Here is a 19,019-nt window from a genome sequence, read left to right on the forward strand (position 1 = left end):
GTGTAGGGAGTGCTGATTATATAGGTCTGATTGCCAAGATTTCAAGGGCAGATCTCCATAAATTCTTTAAGGATTTAACTCTTCCCTATACTTTGGACAGGCTGGTAGGACTATTCCTACAGATAAATCAGCCCAAAGCCCTTACCGCTCCAATCCGTCCTGCCTAGACTGGACAGTCACCGATTGGAGAATGCTGATGAGCCCGAAATCCCGGCTGTACACGCTTGTAAAGGCATGGAAGAACAAACCCTTCCAAGAAGTACGCGACGCCTGTGGCGCACCCTGGCTTGGCCTAAGTGGCCAAGCTCTTGAAGAACACCAATCCTGGTCCAAGCGACAAGCGATTAGTCATGAACCCATTTTTAACTGCAAGGGAACAAAACTGACCAGCTCTTTATTTAGACCATTGCTCGCAGCCTCCGATATGCAATTACTGCGTTTATTTATGGAGGGCTTAGATACGATTTCTTACTGGTATCGAAGTGGCCGTTTTATTCCTGGCATTTTGCCCATCCCAACGCACGTCATTGCTTCGAGTGCTTATGTGGATGCTTTGAGCGACCTCATTCTCAATTCACGACTGCCAGTAGGTCTAGTGACTCTGGGTATGCAAACACTTCCAACACCAGAACTTGTGGATGACTGTAAAGAAGGCTTGCTGCGCATGCGTCGACTTGGCGTCTTACTGCACTACCTTCAATTCACAGGAAGTGGAGATCAGCTGCATTGGGTTGAAGAGATGCAGATGGAGGGAGTCCATTTAGACATGAGCGTTCTTCGCGAGCAAACACTCTCACATGATGCGCTCGCAAAAATCAGACGCTCACCATATTCACCAACACAAATTTATGCAAGCAATATAGGACTCGTTAAAGATTTAGAGAATGCCTCAGATTGGCAAATGGATCACTGCTATGGCGGCCTTATGATGGCGCCAATAAGCCGACATCAAATGCTCCAGATCAACGATAGCCGCATAGCAAAAGCCATTTTTTCGCTGCACCCTCATCAACACCTAAACCTAAACGGAGACAAGTAATGAGAAAACGCGTGATGTTGGTAGATGACCATCCAGCAATGCTGATGGCTCTTAAAAGTATGTTGCAAGACCAGTTGCTATTCGAGGTAGTGGGCCAAGCCCAGAATGGCGAGGAATGCCTTCGATCCATTAAAGAGGTCAATCCAAATATGGTCATTCTAGATTTGGATATGCCCAAAACAGATGGGTTTGATGTTATTCGACGCATTGGTCTTATGTACCCGGATGTGCGCATGTTGATTTTATCCAGCATGGATGAAGCAGTTTATGGCGGTAGAGTGCGATCTTTAGGCGGTCATGGCTTTGTCAATAAAACGGCTGGTGCTGATGTCATCTTGGCAGCTTGTGTTGCAATCTCTCAGGGTTATAACTTTTTCACCCACGGGAAAAATGGTAATAGCTCTTTAACTGATAACGACAAACTTGCCCTGATTTCAGACCGAGAATTACAAGTCATGAAATACCTTGGTAAAGGTAATACCAACCAACAAATTTCTGACATGCTTCACATCAGCAATAAAACGGTGGCTACTTACAAGACTCGAGTCTTTGATAAGCTTGGTATTAATAATATTGCGGATTTAATTTTGTTCTGCCGAATGAACAATATTATCGAAAGCTAAACAGTATGCATCGATTGATCATTCGCTCTATTGTTATGTCTGGCTTAATTTCTAGTGGTGCATTACACGCCATGACCTTGAGCCCTGCAGAGCAACGGTGGATCGATGCCCATCCAGTAGTGCACTTTAGTATTCATGAAAAATATGCCCCATATCTTGAAAATCAACTAGGCCGGGGAACAGCTGGAGTTTTCAATGGATTACTCCAAAAGCTTGGGAACTTTACCCAGCAAGAATTTCGTCCAAAGTGGAGACGATCAGAGCAGGAAGGATTAAAGCAACTCTCTAGCGGTGAAGTTGACTTCATGATTGATCCACCCACCATGAATGATGACTACCTTCGCTTTGGCTCCCTATCAGAAGCCATCTTTTGGGGGCAGGATGCAGTTGTTACTAGAACAGATAGAGCAAGTAGCATGATTTCTCCAGCAAACATTGCTTACTTTGATCGCGGCTATGAAAACTCACCAATAAGATCTGACCCACAAGCCCGCGTTTCAAATCATGCAGAAAAACTCATGGTCGATCTCTTAAAAAATGATATCGAGGCATTAGTACTTCCTATTCGCTTGGCACAACAACTCATTGAGAGGCTAGATAAACCCCAACTACAGATTGATGGCTTATATCAGCGCGAGCCTTTTGCCTATCGATGGTTGGTTTCGAATGAAGATGCTGCGCTTCATGCAGTGCTCGATCGATTTCTAGATAACCTTGACCCCATAGAGTCACGTCAACTCTTTGCGCTAGAGATCAACAAGCCAGAAGTCAGAAGCAATTACTGGAAGGTGCTACCCTGGCTATCGACCTTAGCAATATTTTTAGGTGGAAGCTTGCTGCTATGGCAGATGCGTAAAAGACAGTTACTTCAAGAGCAAGAGGCTGCGACGCTACTCTCCTCAAAAGAACTGGCTGAAAAAGCAAACGCCGCCAAGTCCTCCTTCTTAGCAACCATGAGCCATGAAATTCGTACGCCGATGAACGCCATTCTTGGAGTGCAAGAGCTTCTCTTAAATAGCCAACAATTTCCTCCGCATGAAAAATCTTTACTAAAGAGCGCTCATACTTCTGCCGAATCCCTTTTAGGGATTCTCAATCAAGTGTTAGATCTTTCTAAAATTGAAGCAGGTAAGCTGATCTTGAACCCAGAACCCTGCTGCCTCAATAGTTTGATCGACAATATTGATCATGCGTTCTCGGCGGTCGCTCAAAAACAAAATCTCAGACTCCATACCTCCAAGGATCCTCGGATTGCTGAAGTGCTCATGATTGATTCATTGCGCCTGCGTCAAACCTTACAAAACCTCATCAGCAATGCCATTAAATTTACCGATCATGGTGAAATTTACTTCTCCATAAGTGTTTTAGCAGATGATCATGCGGGTCAACTCATTGAATTTCGTGTAATTGATACTGGCGTAGGCATGGGTGCAGAAGAAATTCATCTTGCTCTACAAGCCTTTGAACAGATCCCAGGCAAAGGTGATCAAGAGAATGGCACTGGTCTTGGTCTAACGATTACCAATCACCTTGTCACTTCCATGAACAGCCAACTTTACTTTGAGAGCGCTCCTGGTTTTGGAAGTAATATCCATTTCTGCGTAGCCTTCCCACGTACGAGCATTGCACCATCAAAAAATCAATGTCCTACAGGTTTAACCTCTAGAAAACTCGTCTCAAAAAATCCTCGGGAGAAAGATCGGGAACTATTTGCCTTGGTGGTTGAGGATCATCCTGCAAGCAGGCAGATTATCTCCTTACAGCTTCAAGCGCTTGGCATCCAAGTATCCGTCTGTGATAACGCCAACACAGCACTTAAGATGATTACTGAAGATGACTTTGATCTTTTAATCACAGATCAATCGATCCCGGGTATGCAGGGCTCTGAATTAGCACAAAAAATTCGAGCACTGGGTCTTAAGAATCTTGTCATCATTGGGGTAACGGCAGATATCTACGCCCTTGAATCTCGCTACCAGTTTCTAGCAGCGGGTATGAATGGTGTACTCATTAAACCCCTCAGCCTTATGAGTCTTGAAAATGAGCTCGCACGTTATTTTGACTCCAAAGAGGTAGTTCAATATGGATCGCCTTCTGAGGGAGATTACCGGTTTGATGCCTTCTCCAATCTTCTGAAAAATAATCCTGCACATATACTCGTCATACTGGATGAGATTAAAAAAGTACATGACGAAGCTCTACTAGCGATTGACTCTGAGGCCCTCGATGAAGCGACCGTATCAAGCCTCATTCATAAGGTGAAGGGTGGCGCACAATTGCTTAATGCAAAGAAATTTATTCAATCCTGTGAATCTTTAGAAAAAGAGCAGGATCTTCAAAATAAGATCTCTTCTTTCCAAAAGCTTCTTGAGGAACAAAACCAAGCAATCAAGCGTTACCAAACAAAGTATGCTGCCCCCTAAACCTGGGGAGATTTATATTCTGGCTCTCTAGGTTTATTCTATGGTGAATGAAACAAGCCATTCACCGATTAGCTTACCTATTTTTAGCAATCCTTTGGATTGGTAACCCCCTCATCGCTCATGCTGCGAAATCGGGAAATCCTGTAATCCCTCCTGCTATTGCAGGCAGCTTAGAGCGCAATCAGATCCCACTAGATGCTATTAGCATTTCAGTAACCGAAATTGAGCAGAGTAAGTCTGGCAAGTACGAAGCCAAAACCATCCTAGACTGGCGCGCTACTGAGGCCATGAATCCCGCCTCAACCATGAAGGTGCTTACAACGCTGGCTGGCCTGGATATTCTTGGGCCACAGTATCGCTGGCGTACCAAAGTATTTACTGATGGGTTTATTCGTAAGGGCACACTTAAAGGCAATCTCTATTTGCAAGGTAGTGGCGATCCTAAAATGATCCCCGAAGAGCTTGCCAAGCTCATGAAGAACTTGCAAGCACTGGGTATCCAAAAAATTGATGGTAATTTATTGTTTGATCGAAGCGCCTTTGCTCCCAACGTCATGGAACACAACACGATTGATGGCGAATCACTGCGTGCGTATAACGTGCCGCCAGACCCCTTGCTATACGCGTTTAGAACGCTGTCCTTTCAAATAGGCAAATCACGCACGGCTGACTTCATCGATCTTAGCTATACACCTGCATTATCCCAACTCAAGGTTGTAAACCAAATGCAATTGGTTGACCGTTCCTGTGATAGCTGGAAAAGTAATATTCGCTTTAGCCTAGAACCAGAAACAGGGAGCAATACAGACCGATTACTGACTGCTCAGTTCTCAGGCGTCTTTCCTAGTAGCTGCAAGGGGGTTGATTACAACGTGGTCGCTCTTGATGCCAATACCTTTCTAACACAAGGATTTACTGCAGCCTGGGAATTAGCTGGCGGCACTTGGGCAAAGCCCCCTACCGGCAAAGATGCCGTAGTCCCAATAGCCGCGAGACTTTTGCTGCAGTTCGAAGGCATCAATTTGGCCGAAGATGTACAGGATATTAATAAATACTCCAACAATGTGATGGCGCGCCAACTCTTACTCACACTAGCACTAGAAAAAATGGGTAAACCAGCAACCACTAGTAATGGGGAGCTTGTCATACAAGGTTGGCTCAAACAAAATGGTTTGGAGTTCCCTGGCTTAGTGATCGAGAATGGCTCTGGTCTATCTCGTAATGAAGCTATTTCTGCAGGGCAAATGAATCAACTATTACTAACCGCCCACAATCTACCAATTAAAGAGGTGTTTTATAACAGTCTGCCAATTGCTGGGGCAGATGGCACGATGCGAAATCGCTTAATGACGCAACTCCGTAAATTTTTACATCTTAAGAAAAAGCCTGAGGCCAGAATTAAAACGGGATCACTTGCTGATGTACGCGCAATTGCTGGCTACGTAGTGAGTAAATCTGGAAAGATGTATGCAGTAAGCTCTTTTATTAACCACCCTAATGCATGGCGTGGCTTAGATGCCCACGATCAATTGCTGTCGTGGTTATTAGAAGGTGGCCCTGAACCAAAACAAGCACGCTGAAGTCGATCTCTAACGCCATCCCATTCCTCACCAGCAGGAGACTCCGGGAATAAAATGAGATCCCAGCCCTGCTGGTCTAGATCCCTGAGCGTACGATAGAGACGACTTGCAAAAGTAGTGGCATCACTAGATACAATTATTTCCTCAACATCAATTGAGGGATGATCTTCCAGAACTAAGGAAGACTCTGAGTCCCACACTGCTACTGCCACTCGTGACTTAGTATCTGGGAACTCACTGAGCGTATCTAGCACTCGCCCTGGAGCATACAAGCGCAATGGAGTTGTTGGCGCGTAGTGCGCCTTGAGGTTACCTGATACTCTGGGTAGACTATCAAGGTCTTTCAATACTTCACCGACTTGATAGATCTTGATTCCCGTCTTGGCAAAAATTGCTTTCGGAGTAATCAATCCCGGGCGAAGCAAGACTGCATGATCGCCACTTGATAAATCAATAATGGTCGACTCGATCCCCACTTCACAATCGCCACCATCAAGCACCATCAATCCTAATTCACCTTCAAACTCACTGCGAACATCAGCCGCACTGGTAGGAGATACCCTACCAAAACGATTTGCTGACGGCGCTACAACACCGCCCTTAAATTTTCGCAATAACTCTTGAGCCACCGGATGGGCTGGTGCACGAATCGCAACAGTGTCTTGACCTCCAGTAAGATCGCTCAGAACACTCTTATCTTTTTTGAATACCAGCGTTAATGGTCCAGGCCAAAATGTATTCATGAGTTTGAGCGCATTCTCAGATAAATCTCTTGCCCATGGTGCTAAGACTGGGACCCAATCCACTTGAGTTTGGTCAAATTTATCTGGTGCTGCTAAATGCACAATTAAAGGATGGTTTGAAGGTCTACCTTTCACTGTGAAGATCTTCTTGATGGCCTCAGGATTTCTGGCATCTGCCCCTAAGCCATATACCGTCTCAGTAGGGAATGCGACTAATCCGCCATTACGCAAGGTTTGAACTGCTTCATGAATCACTGCAGAAGATTGCAGTGGTGCACTGTCCGATGTATCCCTAGACATTTCTAGGGCTCGATACCTAATTCAGTAGCAACAGCTGCACAATTTTGGCGTGCTTCATTTAAAACTTCACCTAAGCAATTAATGTGTCCCATTTTTCTGCCAATACGGGGGGCTGATTTTCCATAGAGGTGCAATTTCACATCGGGATGCGCAAGCACTTTATCCCAGGCAGGTTCTTTTGCCTGATCTTCACTACCCTCGAACCAAAGATCGCCTAGAAGATTTAACATCGAAACTGGCGCCAATTGACGAGTGTCACCTAATGGCAAGCGAGCCATAGCTCTGACTTGCTGCTCAAATTGACTGCTCACACAAGCATCCATGGTGTAGTGACCGGAGTTATGGGGGCGTGGTGCGATCTCATTAGCAACGATGTCACCATTCTTCAGAATGAAAAATTCAATACACAGTACGCCTACATAATCAATCTTCCGAATCAGCGCTTTGGCCGCTTCAATAATTTTCTTTTCTTGAGCAGGCTTTAAGGATGGTGCTGGCACCGTAGAGGTATGCAAAATACCATCGCGATGAATATTTTGAGAGACGGGATAAGCAACTACCGTATCGTCATAGCCCCGCACCACCAAAGCAGAGACCTCAAAATCCAATTCCATACGTTTTTCTAATACGCAAGGCACTTTACCTAGCTCAGCCCAGGCAGCGGGCAAGTCAGCAGCAGCAAGGACGGTGATTTGACCCTTACCGTCATAACCCATGCGAGCTGTTTTCAAAATCCCAGGGAACAGTTCTCCTGGCGTATGCGCAATATCAGCATCGCGCTCAATAACAAAGTTTGGAGCTGGCCCAATATTGGTTTCAGACTTCCAGGTAGCCAAGAAATTTTTTTCAGCAATCCGGTTCTGCGCCAAAGAAACACAGCTACTACGAGGAGCAACAAAAACGCCTAAAGATTCCAACTCATCCAATGCTTGTGCAGGAACATTTTCAAACTCAGTACTCACAGATGAGCAAAGAGATGCCATTTCCTTTAAAGCTGCAGAATCGATGTAATCAGCTTGGATAAATTTTTCAGCAATGGAGCCTGCGGGACTATCAGAACCCGGGTCTAGAACGCATACTTTGTAGCCCATCGCTTGAGCAGCCTGAGTGAACATCCGCCCTAATTGACCGCCACCTAATATTCCCAAATACGAACCCGGCAAAATGGGTTCCATGCGATCTGCCATGTAATTAATATCCCGGCAAGTTCATAGAACGCGCGGTATCGGATTGCTTCACGCGGAACTCTTCAAGACGCTTAGCCAAATCAGCATCATGCAAGGCTAAGCCTGCAATAACGTGCAAGGCGGCGTTTGCTGCACCAGCTTCGCCAATCGCAAAGGTTGCTACAGGAACACCCTTTGGCATTTGTACGATCGAATATAAAGAGTCTTCACCACGCAAATATTTGCTGGCGACTGGAACACCATAAATCGGAATAATTGTTTTAGAGGCCAGCATACCTGGTAAGTGAGCTGCTCCACCTGCACCAGCAATGATGGCTTGCAAGCCATTAGCTTGGGCGTTTTCAGCATACTGAAACATATCATCGGGCATGCGGTGTGCGGAGAGTACTTTTGCTTCGTGAGCAATGCCAAATTGCTCAAGCATCTGAGCGGCGTGCTGCATGGTATCCCAATCTGAATTGGAACCCATCACTATTCCGACTATTGGCTTCTTGCTCATTTACCTCTCCAAATACCCTAACTATTGAGTCAATATATATTAAGGACTCTATTATCCCTGAGTTAGGTCTACTCAGTTAAGCGACTCAGGGCTTCACGATACTTTTGAGCCGTCTTTTCAATTACTTCAGCGGGTAATTGCGGGGCAGGCGCTGTCTTAGGCCATAGCTGGCCATTTACCTGAGCAGTTTCCAGCCAATCACGCACAAACTGCTTGTCATAAGACGGCGGGTTTGAGCCTACGTAATAGGTCTCAGCCGGCCAAAAACGTGAAGAATCTGCCGTGAGAATCTCATCCATTAAAACCAATTGACCGGCATCATCCAGACCAAACTCAAACTTCGTATCGGCAATGATGATTCCGCGAGTAGCAGCATATTCAGAAGCTTCTTGATAAAGACGAATGCTGACTTCACGAATTTGATTAGCTAATTTTTCGCCAATCAAATCAATAACCTTTTCAAAGGTAATATTTTCATCATGCTCACCAACTTCAGCTTTAGCGGCAGGAGTGAAAATAGGTTTGGGCAATTTTTGGGCGTTCTCTAATCCAGCGGGCAATGCAATGCCACAAACTTTACCGGTGTCTTTGTAATCCTTCCAACCGCTACCAGCAAGATAGCCTCGTACCACTGCCTCAACCAATATAGGCTTTAAACGCTTCGCAACTACTGCGCGCCCCTTAACTTGCTCCACTTCATCAGCTGCGACGACAGTTACAGGATCGATACCAGTCAAATGGTTTGGGATTACCTTGCTTAACTTATCAAACCAAAAGTTAGCCATTTGATTGAGGACAATACCTTTTTCTGGAATAGGCTCGCCCATCACTACATCAAACGCAGATAAGCGATCCGTTGTAATCATGAGAAGCTTGTCATCGCCCAGTGCATAGACATCACGCACCTTGCCTTTGGACAGCAAAGGCAATGACTTAATCGAAGTTGCGTATAGAGCGGGCATATTTAAATCACTTGACGATCTGAGCTAACTTACCGCTCTTATACAGCTCAGCCATTTTTTCCAAAGGAATCGGTTTAATTTTAGAAGCTTGGCCAGCAGAACCAAATGCTTGGAAACGCGCAATACAAACTTTCTTAGCCGCTTCGCGGGCTGGCTTCAGATAATCACGTGGATCAAATTTGCTTGGGTTCTCAAACAGATAACGGCGGATAGCCCCCGTCATCGCCAAACGGATATCGGTATCAATGTTGATCTTACGAACACCATTCTTAATGCCCTCTTGAATTTCTTCAACTGGCACACCGTAGGTTTCTTTCATATCACCACCAAACTCACGAATCTCAGCGAGCAACTCTTGTGGCACGCTAGAGGAGCCATGCATTACCAGGTGGGTATTCGGAATACGCGCATGAATTTCTTTAATACGTTCAATTGCCAAAATATCGCCCGTAGGTTTTTTGGTGAATTTATAGGCCCCATGACTGGTACCAATCGCAATAGCCAAAGCATCACACTGAGTTGCCTTCACAAAGTCCGCAGCCTGCTCTACATCCGTTAACAATTGCTCGCGAGTCATCTTGCCATCAGCACCATGGCCATCTTCTTTGTCGCCCTGCATGGTTTCTAAAGAACCTAATACGCCAAGCTCAGCTTCAACGGTAACGCCAATAGAGTGAGAGAACTTCACGACTTCTCTAGAAACATCTACGTTGTATTCATAACTTGCAACAGATTTGCCATCAGCCTCTAGGGAGCCATCCATCATGACACTCGTAAAACCGCTCTTGATAGCAGCCATACAGACTGCTGGGCTTTGACCGTGATCCTGATGCATCACTACTGGGATGTGGGGATAAGCTTCAACTGCTGCAGATATCAGATGACGCAAGAAGGCTTCACCAGCATATTTACGAGCGCCAGCGGATGCTTGCATGATCACTGGAGAATCAGCCTCATTTGCAGCTTCCATAATCGCAGTCACTTGCTCTAAGTTATTGACGTTGAAGGCTGGTAAGCCATAGCCATTTTCGGCAGCATGATCCAAGAGTTGTCGTAAAGATACTAAAGCCATGATGTTCTCTTAATGTGTATTGAGTAAATAGTTAAATTTGATGAGTGGTGAATTACTTCACATGAATGATCTTGAGAGTATTGGTACCACCGGGCTCACCCATTGGCTCACCAGAAGTTAATACCACCGTATCGCCTTTTTTGACTGCCCCTAATTTCTTTAAGCATGCCTCTACTTCTTGCAAGGCAGTGTCACGATCCTTGGTGTAATCCAAGCCAATTGGCGTGACATTACGGTAAGTACTTAAGGCACGTTGAGTGGCAATCTTAGAGGTCAATGCAAAGATGGGCACATGAATATTGTGACGACTCATCCAAATTGCCGTTGAACCTGAATCAGTCAAAGCAGCAATCGCGTTTGCATTGAGGTGATGAGCGGTAAATAAAGCGCCTAAGGCAATCGTTTGATCAATCCGCGTAAAGGTTTGATCCAAGAAATCGGTATCTATTTTCACGCGATCTGACTTCTCTGCCTCCACACAGATCTCTGCCATCGCTTTGATGGTTTGAACTGGATACATGCCAGCGGCAGATTCAGCGGAAAGCATAACGGCATCAGTACCATCTAGCACTGCGTTTGCCACGTCGCTGACTTCTGCACGCGTTGGCACTGGAGCATTAATCATGGACTCCATCATTTGGGTGGCAGTGATTGTGAATTTATCGGCTTCAAGAGCCCATGCAATCATGCGTTTTTGCAAAGCTGGTACTGCGGCATTGCCAACTTCAATCGCTAGGTCACCACGGGCAACCATGATGCCATCGCTTTCAGCAATAATGCTTTTTAATGCTTCAGGCTCAATCGCTTCTGCACGCTCTACTTTAGCAATTGTTCTTACCTTACCAACGCCATACTTAGCGCTAGCAGCATCTGCTAACTTACGCGCGTAAGCCATATCAGCACCATCTTTAGGGAAGCTGATCGCTAAAAAATCAACGCCCATTGCAATGGCTGCATCCAAGTCAGCAATATCTTTTTCAGTCAAAGCGGGTGCGGTTAAGCCACCGCCAGCACGGTTAATGCCTTTATTATTTGAGAGCGGGCCACCTTGCTCCACGAGCGTGAAAATTTCTCCGCCCTTAACGCTTTCAACACGGAGCACAACTAGACCGTCATTTAATAAAAGGCGATCGCCCGACTTCACATCGCTAGGCAGTTCTTTATAGTCGAGGCCAACACGTTCTTGATTACCAAGCTCACAAGCCACATCGAGAATAAATTTCTCACCCTCTTTCAGCAAAATTTTGCTGTCCACAAATTTGCCAACACGAATCTTTGGTCCTTGCAGATCGGCCATGATGCCAACTTCTCTGCCGACTTCAGCAGAAATGCTGCGGACTAAATCGTGACGCGCCTTGTGATCTGCCACGGTGCCATGTGAAAAATTCATGCGGACCACATCAACACCCGCACGAATCATGTCGCGTAAAACTTCAGGCTTTTCTGATGCTGGCCCTAAGGTTGCAATAATTTTGGTCGCTCTAAGCATAATTAGTCTTTCGCCCTTTCGGCAAGAACTGCAAAGGCTGGGAGGGTTTTACCTTCGAGAAATTCCAAGAAAGCGCCCCCGCCAGTTGAGATGTAATCCACTTGATTTTCAATACCATACTTGGCAATCGCTGCCAAAGTATCGCCACCACCTGCAATCGAGAATGCAGGTGAATGAGCAATTGCTGCAGCCAACATTTTCGTACCACCACCAAATTGATCAATCTCAAATACACCGAGAGGACCATTCCAAACGATCGTGCCAGCATGCGCAAGCATGATCGATAAACGTGCCGCCGTTTTAGGGCCAATATCCAAAATCATGTCATCTTCTGCAACTTGATCTGCAGGTACACGGTTTGCGCGAGCTAGTGGCGAGAGTTCATTCGCGACCACGACATCTTCGGGAATGGGCACATGTGCGCCACGCTTTTCCATGAGATCCATGATTTCTCGGGCCTCATTAACCAAGTCTGGCTCAGCAAGAGACTTCCCAATTGACAAGCCCTTCGCCAACATAAATGTATTCGCAATACCACCACCAACAATCAACTCATCTACTTTTTCAGAGAGTGCTTTGAGAATGGTCAACTTAGAAGATACTTTAGAGCCTGCCACAATCGCTATGAGCGGGCGCTTCGGACTTGCTAACGCACGACTCAAAGCATCTAACTCAGCCGCCATTAGTGGCCCAGCACAAGCAATCGGTGCAAACTTCGCCACCCCATTCGTGGTTGCTTCAGCACGATGTGCTGTGCCAAAGGCATCATTTACATATACATCACACAGAGCAGCAATTTTTTTTGCTAACTCATCATTATTCTTTTTTTCGCCAACATTTAAACGGCAATTTTCTAAAAGAACTATTTCACCTGGATTGACTTCAAAGCCGCCATCTACCCAATTACTAATCAAAGGTACTTTACGATTGAGTAAAGTGGCAATACGATCCGCTACCGGAGCCAAACTATCTTCAGGCTTAAATTCACCTTCAGTGGGTCGACCTAAATGTGATGTGACCATGACTGCTGCACCAGCATCCAAACACATTTGTACTGCTAGCATAGATGCCCGAATACGAGTGTCTTCGGTAATATTTCCAGCCTCGTCTTGCGGCACATTGAGGTCAGCGCGAATGAAGACCCGTTTTCCCTTTAATTGGCCTGATTGGGCTAATTCACTTAAACGCTTAACTTTAAATAAGGATTCCGGCATGAAGATGGCTAAATATGGTGATTTATGGGAAAACTCCATTCTAAATCCTCTAGCCCTGCCACACCAAAGGACCCAAGCATCTGACTCGGCAGCCTGCTCTACAATAGAGGCTTGGACGCACTTTGAGTCAAAAGGCCTAAAACCCCCTGACCTGGCATCCCGATTAATCCGCTATTACATGTAGCCTATAGACATAAAAGGTAGAGAAAATGTCGATGTCCGACCGCGATGGCTTTATTTGGTCCGATGGGAAGCTAATTCCTTGGCGTGAGGCCAATATTCACGTTCTAACCCATAGCCTACATTACGGCATGGGCGTATTTGAAGGTATTCGTGCCTATAAAACCCCCCAAGGTACCGCGATTTTCCGCCTCCCAGAGCACGTTAAACGTCTCTTTAATGGCACCAAGATCTTCCAAATGAACATGCCTTATAGCCAGGAAGAGATCACTAAAGGCATTATTGACGTAGTGAACAGCAATAAGCTGGAATCCTGCTATATCCGCCCCATCATCTTTATTGGGTCCCAAAAACTGGGCATCTCCCCTAAAGGCAATAGTATTCACACCGCCATCGCCGCTTGGGAGTGGGGTGCTTATTTAGGCGAAGATGGCCTCAATAAAGGCATTCGCGTTAAAACCTCCTCCTTTACCCGCCACTTCGTGAATTCTTCACTTGTGCGCGCCAAAGCATCTGGCTATTACATCAACTCCATTCTGGCTAATCAAGAAGTCACTGCCAATGGATATGACGAAGCGTTATTGCTTGATACCGAGGGTTATGTTTCTGAAGGCTCCGGCGAGAATATTTTTATGACCAGTAATGGCATTGTTTACACGCCTGACTTAGCCTCCTGTCTTGACGGCATCACCCGTGGCTCAATCATTCAGATTGTGAAAGACATGGGACTTGAGTTGCGTGAAAAACGTATCACTCGCGATGAGATCTACTCTGCTGATGAAGCCTTCTTTACTGGCACCGCCGCAGAAGTGACACCAATTCGTGAACTTGATGACCGGACGATTGGTGACGGTAAGCGCGGCCCTATCACTGAAAAAATTCAGAAGATCTATTTCGATGCGGTCTATGGCAGAAGCGACAAGTACAAATCCTGGCTTACTTACGTTAAATAAGTTAAATCAAATTTAGCCATTAGGAAGCAGAACATGACTCAAGCTCAAGCAATGATGGTAGATGGTAAAGATCTACCATTGCATTGCCCTACCAATAAAACGCCTGCATGGAACTCTCATCCACGGGTATTTTTGGATATCACTAAAACCGGGGAAGCAAAGTGTCCGTATTGCGGCGCTGAGTACAAACTCATTCCTGGCACAGAGCCACACGGACACTAAGCCTTATCAGCACCTCCGGCTAACTCGGGGTGCTGAGTCGGGATACATCACATGCAAGGTATTCTGATCATCGCCCCTAACTGGATTGGGGATGCTGTCATGACACAGCCTTTATTGACAAGGCTTAAGGTGCAATATCCAGAATCAAAAATAGATGTACTTGCGAGCACCTGGGTTGGGCCTATTTATCGTGCCTGTCATGAAGTGAACGAAGTCATTGAAGCAAAATTTGAGCATCAGCAATTACAGTGGAGATTGCGCAAGCAGTTAGCAAGAGATCTTCAATCCAAAAACTATCAAGCCTGCTTTGTTTTGCCGAATAGCTTTAAATCCGCACTAATTCCCTGGTTGGCGAACATTCCATTCCGCATTGGGTATCGCGGTGAACTTCGTTATGGATTAATTAATTTATCACTTGATAACCCAAGCAAAATCAATCGCCCACCGATGGTAGAGCACTACCTCGCCCTTAGTCAGCTCTTACAAGATGACGAAGAAAGTTCATCATCCGCATTAAGACCAACACTTAATGTTTCATCTCTTGCAAAGCGGTCCGTAGAGCAAAAATTGGCGGGGGGCAACATCAATCCCAAATCTCTTTTTGTATTCTGCCCAGGCGCTGAATATGGTCCCACAAAGCGCTGGCCCACCAAGCATTTCGCCCAGCTTGCAAAAAATATTCTTGAAGGGGATGCAAACGCCCAAATCATTCTTTTGGGTGGTAAAGGTGATCAAGAAATTGCACAAAATATTCAAGCAGAAACCGGCCTTCACTCGAACATACATAACTGGTGTGGCAGTACTTCTTTGGATGAAGCGATTGCTCTGATTGGCATAGCTAAGGCCGTAGTGAGCAATGACTCTGGATTAATGCATATTGCAGCGGCACTGAAAACTCCTCAGGTAGCCATTTTTGGGTCTAGCGATCCTGCTCACACCCCACCCTTGTCTGATAAGGCTAAAGTGCTTTGGCTTAATCTTCCCTGTAGCCCTTGTCACCAAAAGATCTGTCCATTAGGACATTTACGGTGCCTCAATGAAATCCTGCCGCAGCAAGTTTTGGCTACACTGAATACCTTGCAATAAATTCCCAGGAAATATGAGCCATGACCAAACTAGCCAGACTCTTTCACAATGCAGATGAGGTGGTTGAGGCTTGGCGTGATGCTCTGCGTCATCGAGACGTTAAAGGTGCATTAGACATTTGGTTAGATGATGACTCCATCACTTGCGTACTTCCTGAGGGACATCGTCTCAGTGGTCACGCCGAAATTCGTGAAGGTTTAGAAAGACTGTTATCTAAACAAGCCTTATTTTTAGAGCCGATTGCTTGCATTAGCCACTCTATTCTTGGAGCGTCGGTGTATGACACTACAGAAGCGGTTCACCTAAGAGCAGATCAAGTCGAGGCTGAATTTTTTCTCAACATCACTTTAGTACTGTTACAAGATAGTCAAGGTTGGCGTATTGCTCACCTGCATGCTAGTCGTTCAACGGATGACACGTTTGATGCACCCTCTACTCCACACGGCTTGCATTAATTAATATGGACGAGCAAGTACTGCGCTCGCTCATTAAATGGCCCAATGTGCCAGATTGCTTTGGCTGGTTAGCCTTAGATCGCCGTGGTCAATGGCGGATGGTTGACGAATTTGCACAACAAAATAAATTACCAGGTCAAGTCATTCAGCATATTGCTTTAAATGAATTCATCTCCCGCAATTACGCGAGCGACCAATTAGGAAGATTCTTTTTCCAGAATGGTCCGCAACGGGTTTTCATTAGTCTAGCGGCAACGCCTTGGATCGTTCGTATCATCCCAAGCGAACAAGGCCAGCAACTCATGACCCAATGTCAAACGCAAATGAAACCAAGCGCTGCGCTTAGTGATGAGAATGGCAGTATCTATATTCTTGGATCGATTAAGCAAGCAATTTATCAAGACCTTAAGACCCAACAGTTTGAAGTCGAAGAACACGCTAGCATTGCCCTTTTGCATGATCATGATTTAGATCAATTTTCTGAGCTAGCCCAGCTTCGTGAAGAAGCCTGTAGTTTCGGTGGATCTTGGAATTGGCATGGCGAACAATTACCTCTAGACCCAATACATTCCGAAGAGCTAGCTAAGCGATTTGGTTTCGTTAAACAACCAAAGCCTTAACTCCAAAAACCTAAACCTACCCAGGAAGTTGTTTACCCTGCTCTTTGAGCTCGTCTTGGTATTGCCTTTGCATTTCACGAAGACGCGCATCAATGCTCGAACCTTGGTAAAAATCTGAGCCGCCGGCACTGCGAGCAATTTTGAGTTGCTCAATTGCAGATGGCCAAGCACCCTCAAGCGCATATTTCTCACCCAAAGCATAGTGACGCATAGGCACATTGTTTGCCTGATCATACGCATTTGATAGCATGCTCCACCAAACAATTTCATTTGGCTGGGATCTGGTGCGAGACTTTAGCCAAGCAATTGCATCATTAGTGCGACCCGTCTTGAGCTCGGCATTCACCATAGCTGCTCCAGCAGCGTAAGACTGAGGATAAGCACGCAATGCAGCCTGTGCAATCTGTAAAGCTTCTTCTTTTTTACCCTTAGCCAAAGCAAGCTCTGAGGCGGTAATCTCAAGAGATAGGCTTTGACGCTGAATCGGCGAGCCCGGTGCACTAGCCTTTTGCGCTAAATTGCGAGCCTGTTGTAAATCGACTTCTGCCTGATCCCATTTACCCTGACGCTGAGCGATGAGTGAAAGCCCATAAAAGCCTTCTATCTGTTTACCAATTGGTTGCTGCTTACTGAGACTATCAAAAGTATTTTTTAAGTCGTAGAGCCCACTCGAGCTACCAGCCTGCTCCATTCGAGCGCGCGCCTTAATAAAATAAAACTCAACAGCAGTTGGTACATTGCGAGAAGGAACAGTACGTGCGCGATCCTGCATATCAGCGATACGATCAGTAGTTAAAGGGTGAGTGCGCACATATGCTGGTACGCCCTTATCCATAATGCCAGTCGCTTTTTGCAAACGCTGAAAAAAACCGGGGGCACCATTCACATCATATCCACTAGCATCCAAGATCTGAAAGCCAATACGATCCGCCTCACGCTCTGCATCTCTTGAATAAGACAGTTGATTATTGATTGCTGCGGCTTGACCACCCTGCATTAAGCCAGCAGCGGCCTGAGGATTGCGTGACATCGCCAATGCACCTAATACCATGCCAGCAATCGCAATCATGGTATTTGTTGTCTGCTTATCCATTTGTCTGGCTAGGTGGCGCTGCAAGACGTGACCTGTTTCATGACCCATGACTGAAGCAACTTCAGAGTCCGACTCTGCACTGACTATCAAACCAGTATGAAAGCCAATAAAGCCGCCCGGTAAGGCAAACGCATTAATGCTGCTATCTTTGACCGCAAATACTTCAAAGTTATAGGCGCCGCTACCTTGTTCGTTCGCACCACCAAGTTGTAATTTTTTAGCGGCCTGTATTAAGCGGCGCTCCATTTGATTGAGATAGTCATATATAGGCAAATCATTTGAATAATCTGCGTCAGGCCTAATTTGGCGCATGATCAACTCACCGTATCTTCGCTCGTCTACCCGACTTAAAGCATCACCGCCTGGATCACCCATGTCAGGCAAAATAATCGTTGGCTGACTTTGAAGAGTATTGCGTGTTGGAGCATTAGCAGGACGGGCATCTGGAGACTGCATCGCCCGACCAATATTTTGGATGGCGGCAGAATTTCCCTCTACAGAAACATCTCCAGTAGCAGGTGCGGCATACAGAGGAGTAGTCCCAGTACAAGCCAGCCCCAGAACGAGGTGCATCGCTAAAAGACGCTGCCAAACCGAAATATTTTTAACAGACTTTATATCTTGCATCCCTATATGGTAAAACTTATCCCATGAACAAACTAACTCATTTTGATGCCAGTGGCCAAGCCCACATGGTAAATGTTGGCAATAAGCCCAATACTCATCGCATAGCAATTGCTACCGGGACTATTACGATGCTTCTGGAGACCTTTAAAATGGTTGAGGCTGGCACCCATAAAAAGGGTGATGTTTTAGGAATTGCTCGTATTGCAGGTATTCAAGCTTCCAAAAGAACTTCGGATCTGATTCCTCTGTGTCATCCACTGGCACTCACTCACGTTAACCTCGAATTTCAACTGGATCAAAAAACGAGCAGCATCGCTTGCCAAGTTAGGGCCGAAACTACGGGGCCAACGGGCGTAGAAATGGAAGCCCTCACCGCAGTCCAAGTTGCCCTTCTCACAATCTATGACATGTGCAAAGCAGTAGACCGTGGCATGGTGATGAGTGATGTCAAGCTGTTGGAAAAAAGTGGCGGTAAATCTGGGGAATGGAAGGCTGAATAATAACAGCTCATTAAAAAGCCACCCGATGAACTGACCCCCAGTAGTTGGACAGTTTAGTTAGGTTAGCACAAGGGATTGAGTTCGGTATTGCACCGGGCTCAATCCCTTTAGTTTTTGCTTGATTCGATCATGGTTGTAGTAGTGGATATATT

The 19,019-nt window shown here is 45.8% G+C and carries 19 protein-coding genes; 10 read left to right on the top strand and 9 right to left on the bottom strand.

Annotated features, from left to right (window positions below):
* Positions 1–196 precede the first annotated feature (196 nt).
* From ICN21_RS10405 to dacB, 4 genes are read left to right on the top strand one after another with little or no spacing between them, the layout of a single operon-like run.
* Positions 197–1,039 (top strand): diguanylate phosphodiesterase, encoded by an 843-nt coding sequence (locus tag ICN21_RS10405; protein WP_215295782.1) that lies wholly within the window; start codon positions 197–199, stop codon positions 1,037–1,039.
* Complete coding sequence (locus ICN21_RS10410) at positions 1,039–1,662, top strand: response regulator transcription factor (RefSeq protein WP_215318914.1); 624 nt, start codon at positions 1,039–1,041, stop codon at positions 1,660–1,662. The genes ICN21_RS10405 and ICN21_RS10410 overlap by 1 nt, the downstream gene beginning before the upstream one ends.
* Before the next feature lie 5 nt (positions 1,663–1,667).
* Complete coding sequence (locus ICN21_RS10415) at positions 1,668–4,085, top strand: response regulator (protein ID WP_216178365.1); 2,418 nt, start codon at positions 1,668–1,670, stop codon at positions 4,083–4,085.
* A gap of 47 nt (positions 4,086–4,132) precedes the next feature.
* A complete protein-coding gene (gene dacB, locus ICN21_RS10420) occupies positions 4,133–5,665 on the top strand; it encodes a D-alanyl-D-alanine carboxypeptidase/D-alanyl-D-alanine-endopeptidase (RefSeq protein WP_216178366.1) in 1,533 nt (510 codons plus the stop codon).
* Here the strand turns inward: dacB and ICN21_RS10425 are convergent.
* From ICN21_RS10425 to ICN21_RS10455, 7 genes are all read right to left on the bottom strand, one after another.
* Positions 5,611–6,708: an L-threonylcarbamoyladenylate synthase gene (locus tag ICN21_RS10425; RefSeq protein ID WP_216178367.1), complete on the bottom strand. Its 1,098-nt coding sequence runs from the start codon at positions 6,706–6,708 to the stop codon at positions 5,611–5,613. The genes dacB and ICN21_RS10425 overlap by 55 nt on opposite strands.
* A 2-nt stretch (positions 6,709–6,710) precedes the next feature.
* On the bottom strand, positions 6,711–7,895 hold the full coding sequence (locus tag ICN21_RS10430; protein ID WP_216178368.1) for a 5-(carboxyamino)imidazole ribonucleotide synthase: 1,185 nt from the start codon (positions 7,893–7,895) through the stop codon (positions 6,711–6,713).
* Between the two features lie 4 nt (positions 7,896–7,899).
* Positions 7,900–8,394 (bottom strand): 5-(carboxyamino)imidazole ribonucleotide mutase, encoded by a 495-nt coding sequence (gene purE / locus ICN21_RS10435; RefSeq protein WP_215318924.1) that lies wholly within the window; start codon positions 8,392–8,394, stop codon positions 7,900–7,902.
* A gap of 68 nt (positions 8,395–8,462) precedes the next feature.
* Positions 8,463–9,356, bottom strand: coding sequence for a phosphoribosylaminoimidazolesuccinocarboxamide synthase (locus ICN21_RS10440; protein WP_216178369.1), 894 nt, complete (start codon positions 9,354–9,356; stop codon positions 8,463–8,465).
* 7 nt (positions 9,357–9,363) lie between these two features.
* Positions 9,364–10,428, bottom strand: coding sequence for a class II fructose-bisphosphate aldolase (fba, locus tag ICN21_RS10445; RefSeq protein ID WP_216178370.1), 1,065 nt, complete (start codon positions 10,426–10,428; stop codon positions 9,364–9,366).
* Between the two features lie 52 nt (positions 10,429–10,480).
* Entirely contained in the window at positions 10,481–11,917 is a 1,437-nt protein-coding gene (pyk, locus tag ICN21_RS10450) for a pyruvate kinase (protein WP_215295791.1), read from the bottom strand.
* A gap of 2 nt (positions 11,918–11,919) precedes the next feature.
* A complete protein-coding gene (locus ICN21_RS10455; protein ID WP_216178380.1) occupies positions 11,920–13,131 on the bottom strand; it encodes a phosphoglycerate kinase in 1,212 nt (403 codons plus the stop codon).
* 209 nt (positions 13,132–13,340) lie between these two features.
* Between ICN21_RS10455 and ICN21_RS10460 the strand changes: the two genes are divergently transcribed.
* Genes ICN21_RS10460 through ICN21_RS10480 form a run of 5 tightly spaced genes read left to right on the top strand, consistent with a single transcriptional unit; the run spans position 13,341 to position 16,647 of the window.
* Positions 13,341–14,264, top strand: coding sequence for a branched-chain amino acid transaminase (locus tag ICN21_RS10460; RefSeq protein ID WP_216178371.1), 924 nt, complete (start codon positions 13,341–13,343; stop codon positions 14,262–14,264).
* A gap of 33 nt (positions 14,265–14,297) precedes the next feature.
* Positions 14,298–14,486, top strand: coding sequence for a zinc-finger domain-containing protein (locus tag ICN21_RS10465; protein WP_215295793.1), 189 nt, complete (start codon positions 14,298–14,300; stop codon positions 14,484–14,486).
* A 51-nt stretch (positions 14,487–14,537) separates the two neighbouring features.
* Positions 14,538–15,572, top strand: coding sequence for a lipopolysaccharide heptosyltransferase II (gene waaF / locus ICN21_RS10470; protein WP_216178372.1), 1,035 nt, complete (start codon positions 14,538–14,540; stop codon positions 15,570–15,572).
* 20 nt (positions 15,573–15,592) lie between these two features.
* Positions 15,593–16,027: a nuclear transport factor 2 family protein gene (locus ICN21_RS10475; protein ID WP_216178373.1), complete on the top strand. Its 435-nt coding sequence runs from the start codon at positions 15,593–15,595 to the stop codon at positions 16,025–16,027.
* 5 nt (positions 16,028–16,032) lie between these two features.
* Positions 16,033–16,647 carry a DUF2946 family protein gene (locus ICN21_RS10480; protein WP_216124749.1) on the top strand — a complete coding sequence of 205 codons (615 nt, stop codon included), beginning with the start codon at positions 16,033–16,035 and terminating at the stop codon, positions 16,645–16,647.
* A 16-nt stretch (positions 16,648–16,663) separates the two neighbouring features.
* On the opposite strand, the gene ICN21_RS10485 is transcribed toward ICN21_RS10480, so the two are convergent.
* Entirely contained in the window at positions 16,664–18,367 is a 1,704-nt protein-coding gene (locus tag ICN21_RS10485) for a M48 family metalloprotease (RefSeq protein ID WP_216178374.1), read from the bottom strand.
* Positions 18,368–18,390: 23 nt separating this feature from the next.
* On the opposite strand from ICN21_RS10485, the gene moaC reads away from it, so the two are divergent.
* Positions 18,391–18,867 (top strand): cyclic pyranopterin monophosphate synthase MoaC, encoded by a 477-nt coding sequence (gene moaC, locus ICN21_RS10490; RefSeq protein ID WP_216178375.1) that lies wholly within the window; start codon positions 18,391–18,393, stop codon positions 18,865–18,867.
* 57 nt (positions 18,868–18,924) lie between these two features.
* Here the strand turns inward: moaC and ICN21_RS10495 are convergent.
* On the bottom strand, positions 18,925–19,019 hold a 95-nt coding region (locus tag ICN21_RS10495), incomplete at its 5' end, for an IS3 family transposase (protein ID WP_216176193.1).

The sequence above is a fragment of the Polynucleobacter sp. AP-Feld-500C-C5 genome, assembly GCF_018882265.1.
In the GTDB taxonomy this organism is placed as follows: Bacteria; Pseudomonadota; Gammaproteobacteria; order Burkholderiales; family Burkholderiaceae; genus Polynucleobacter.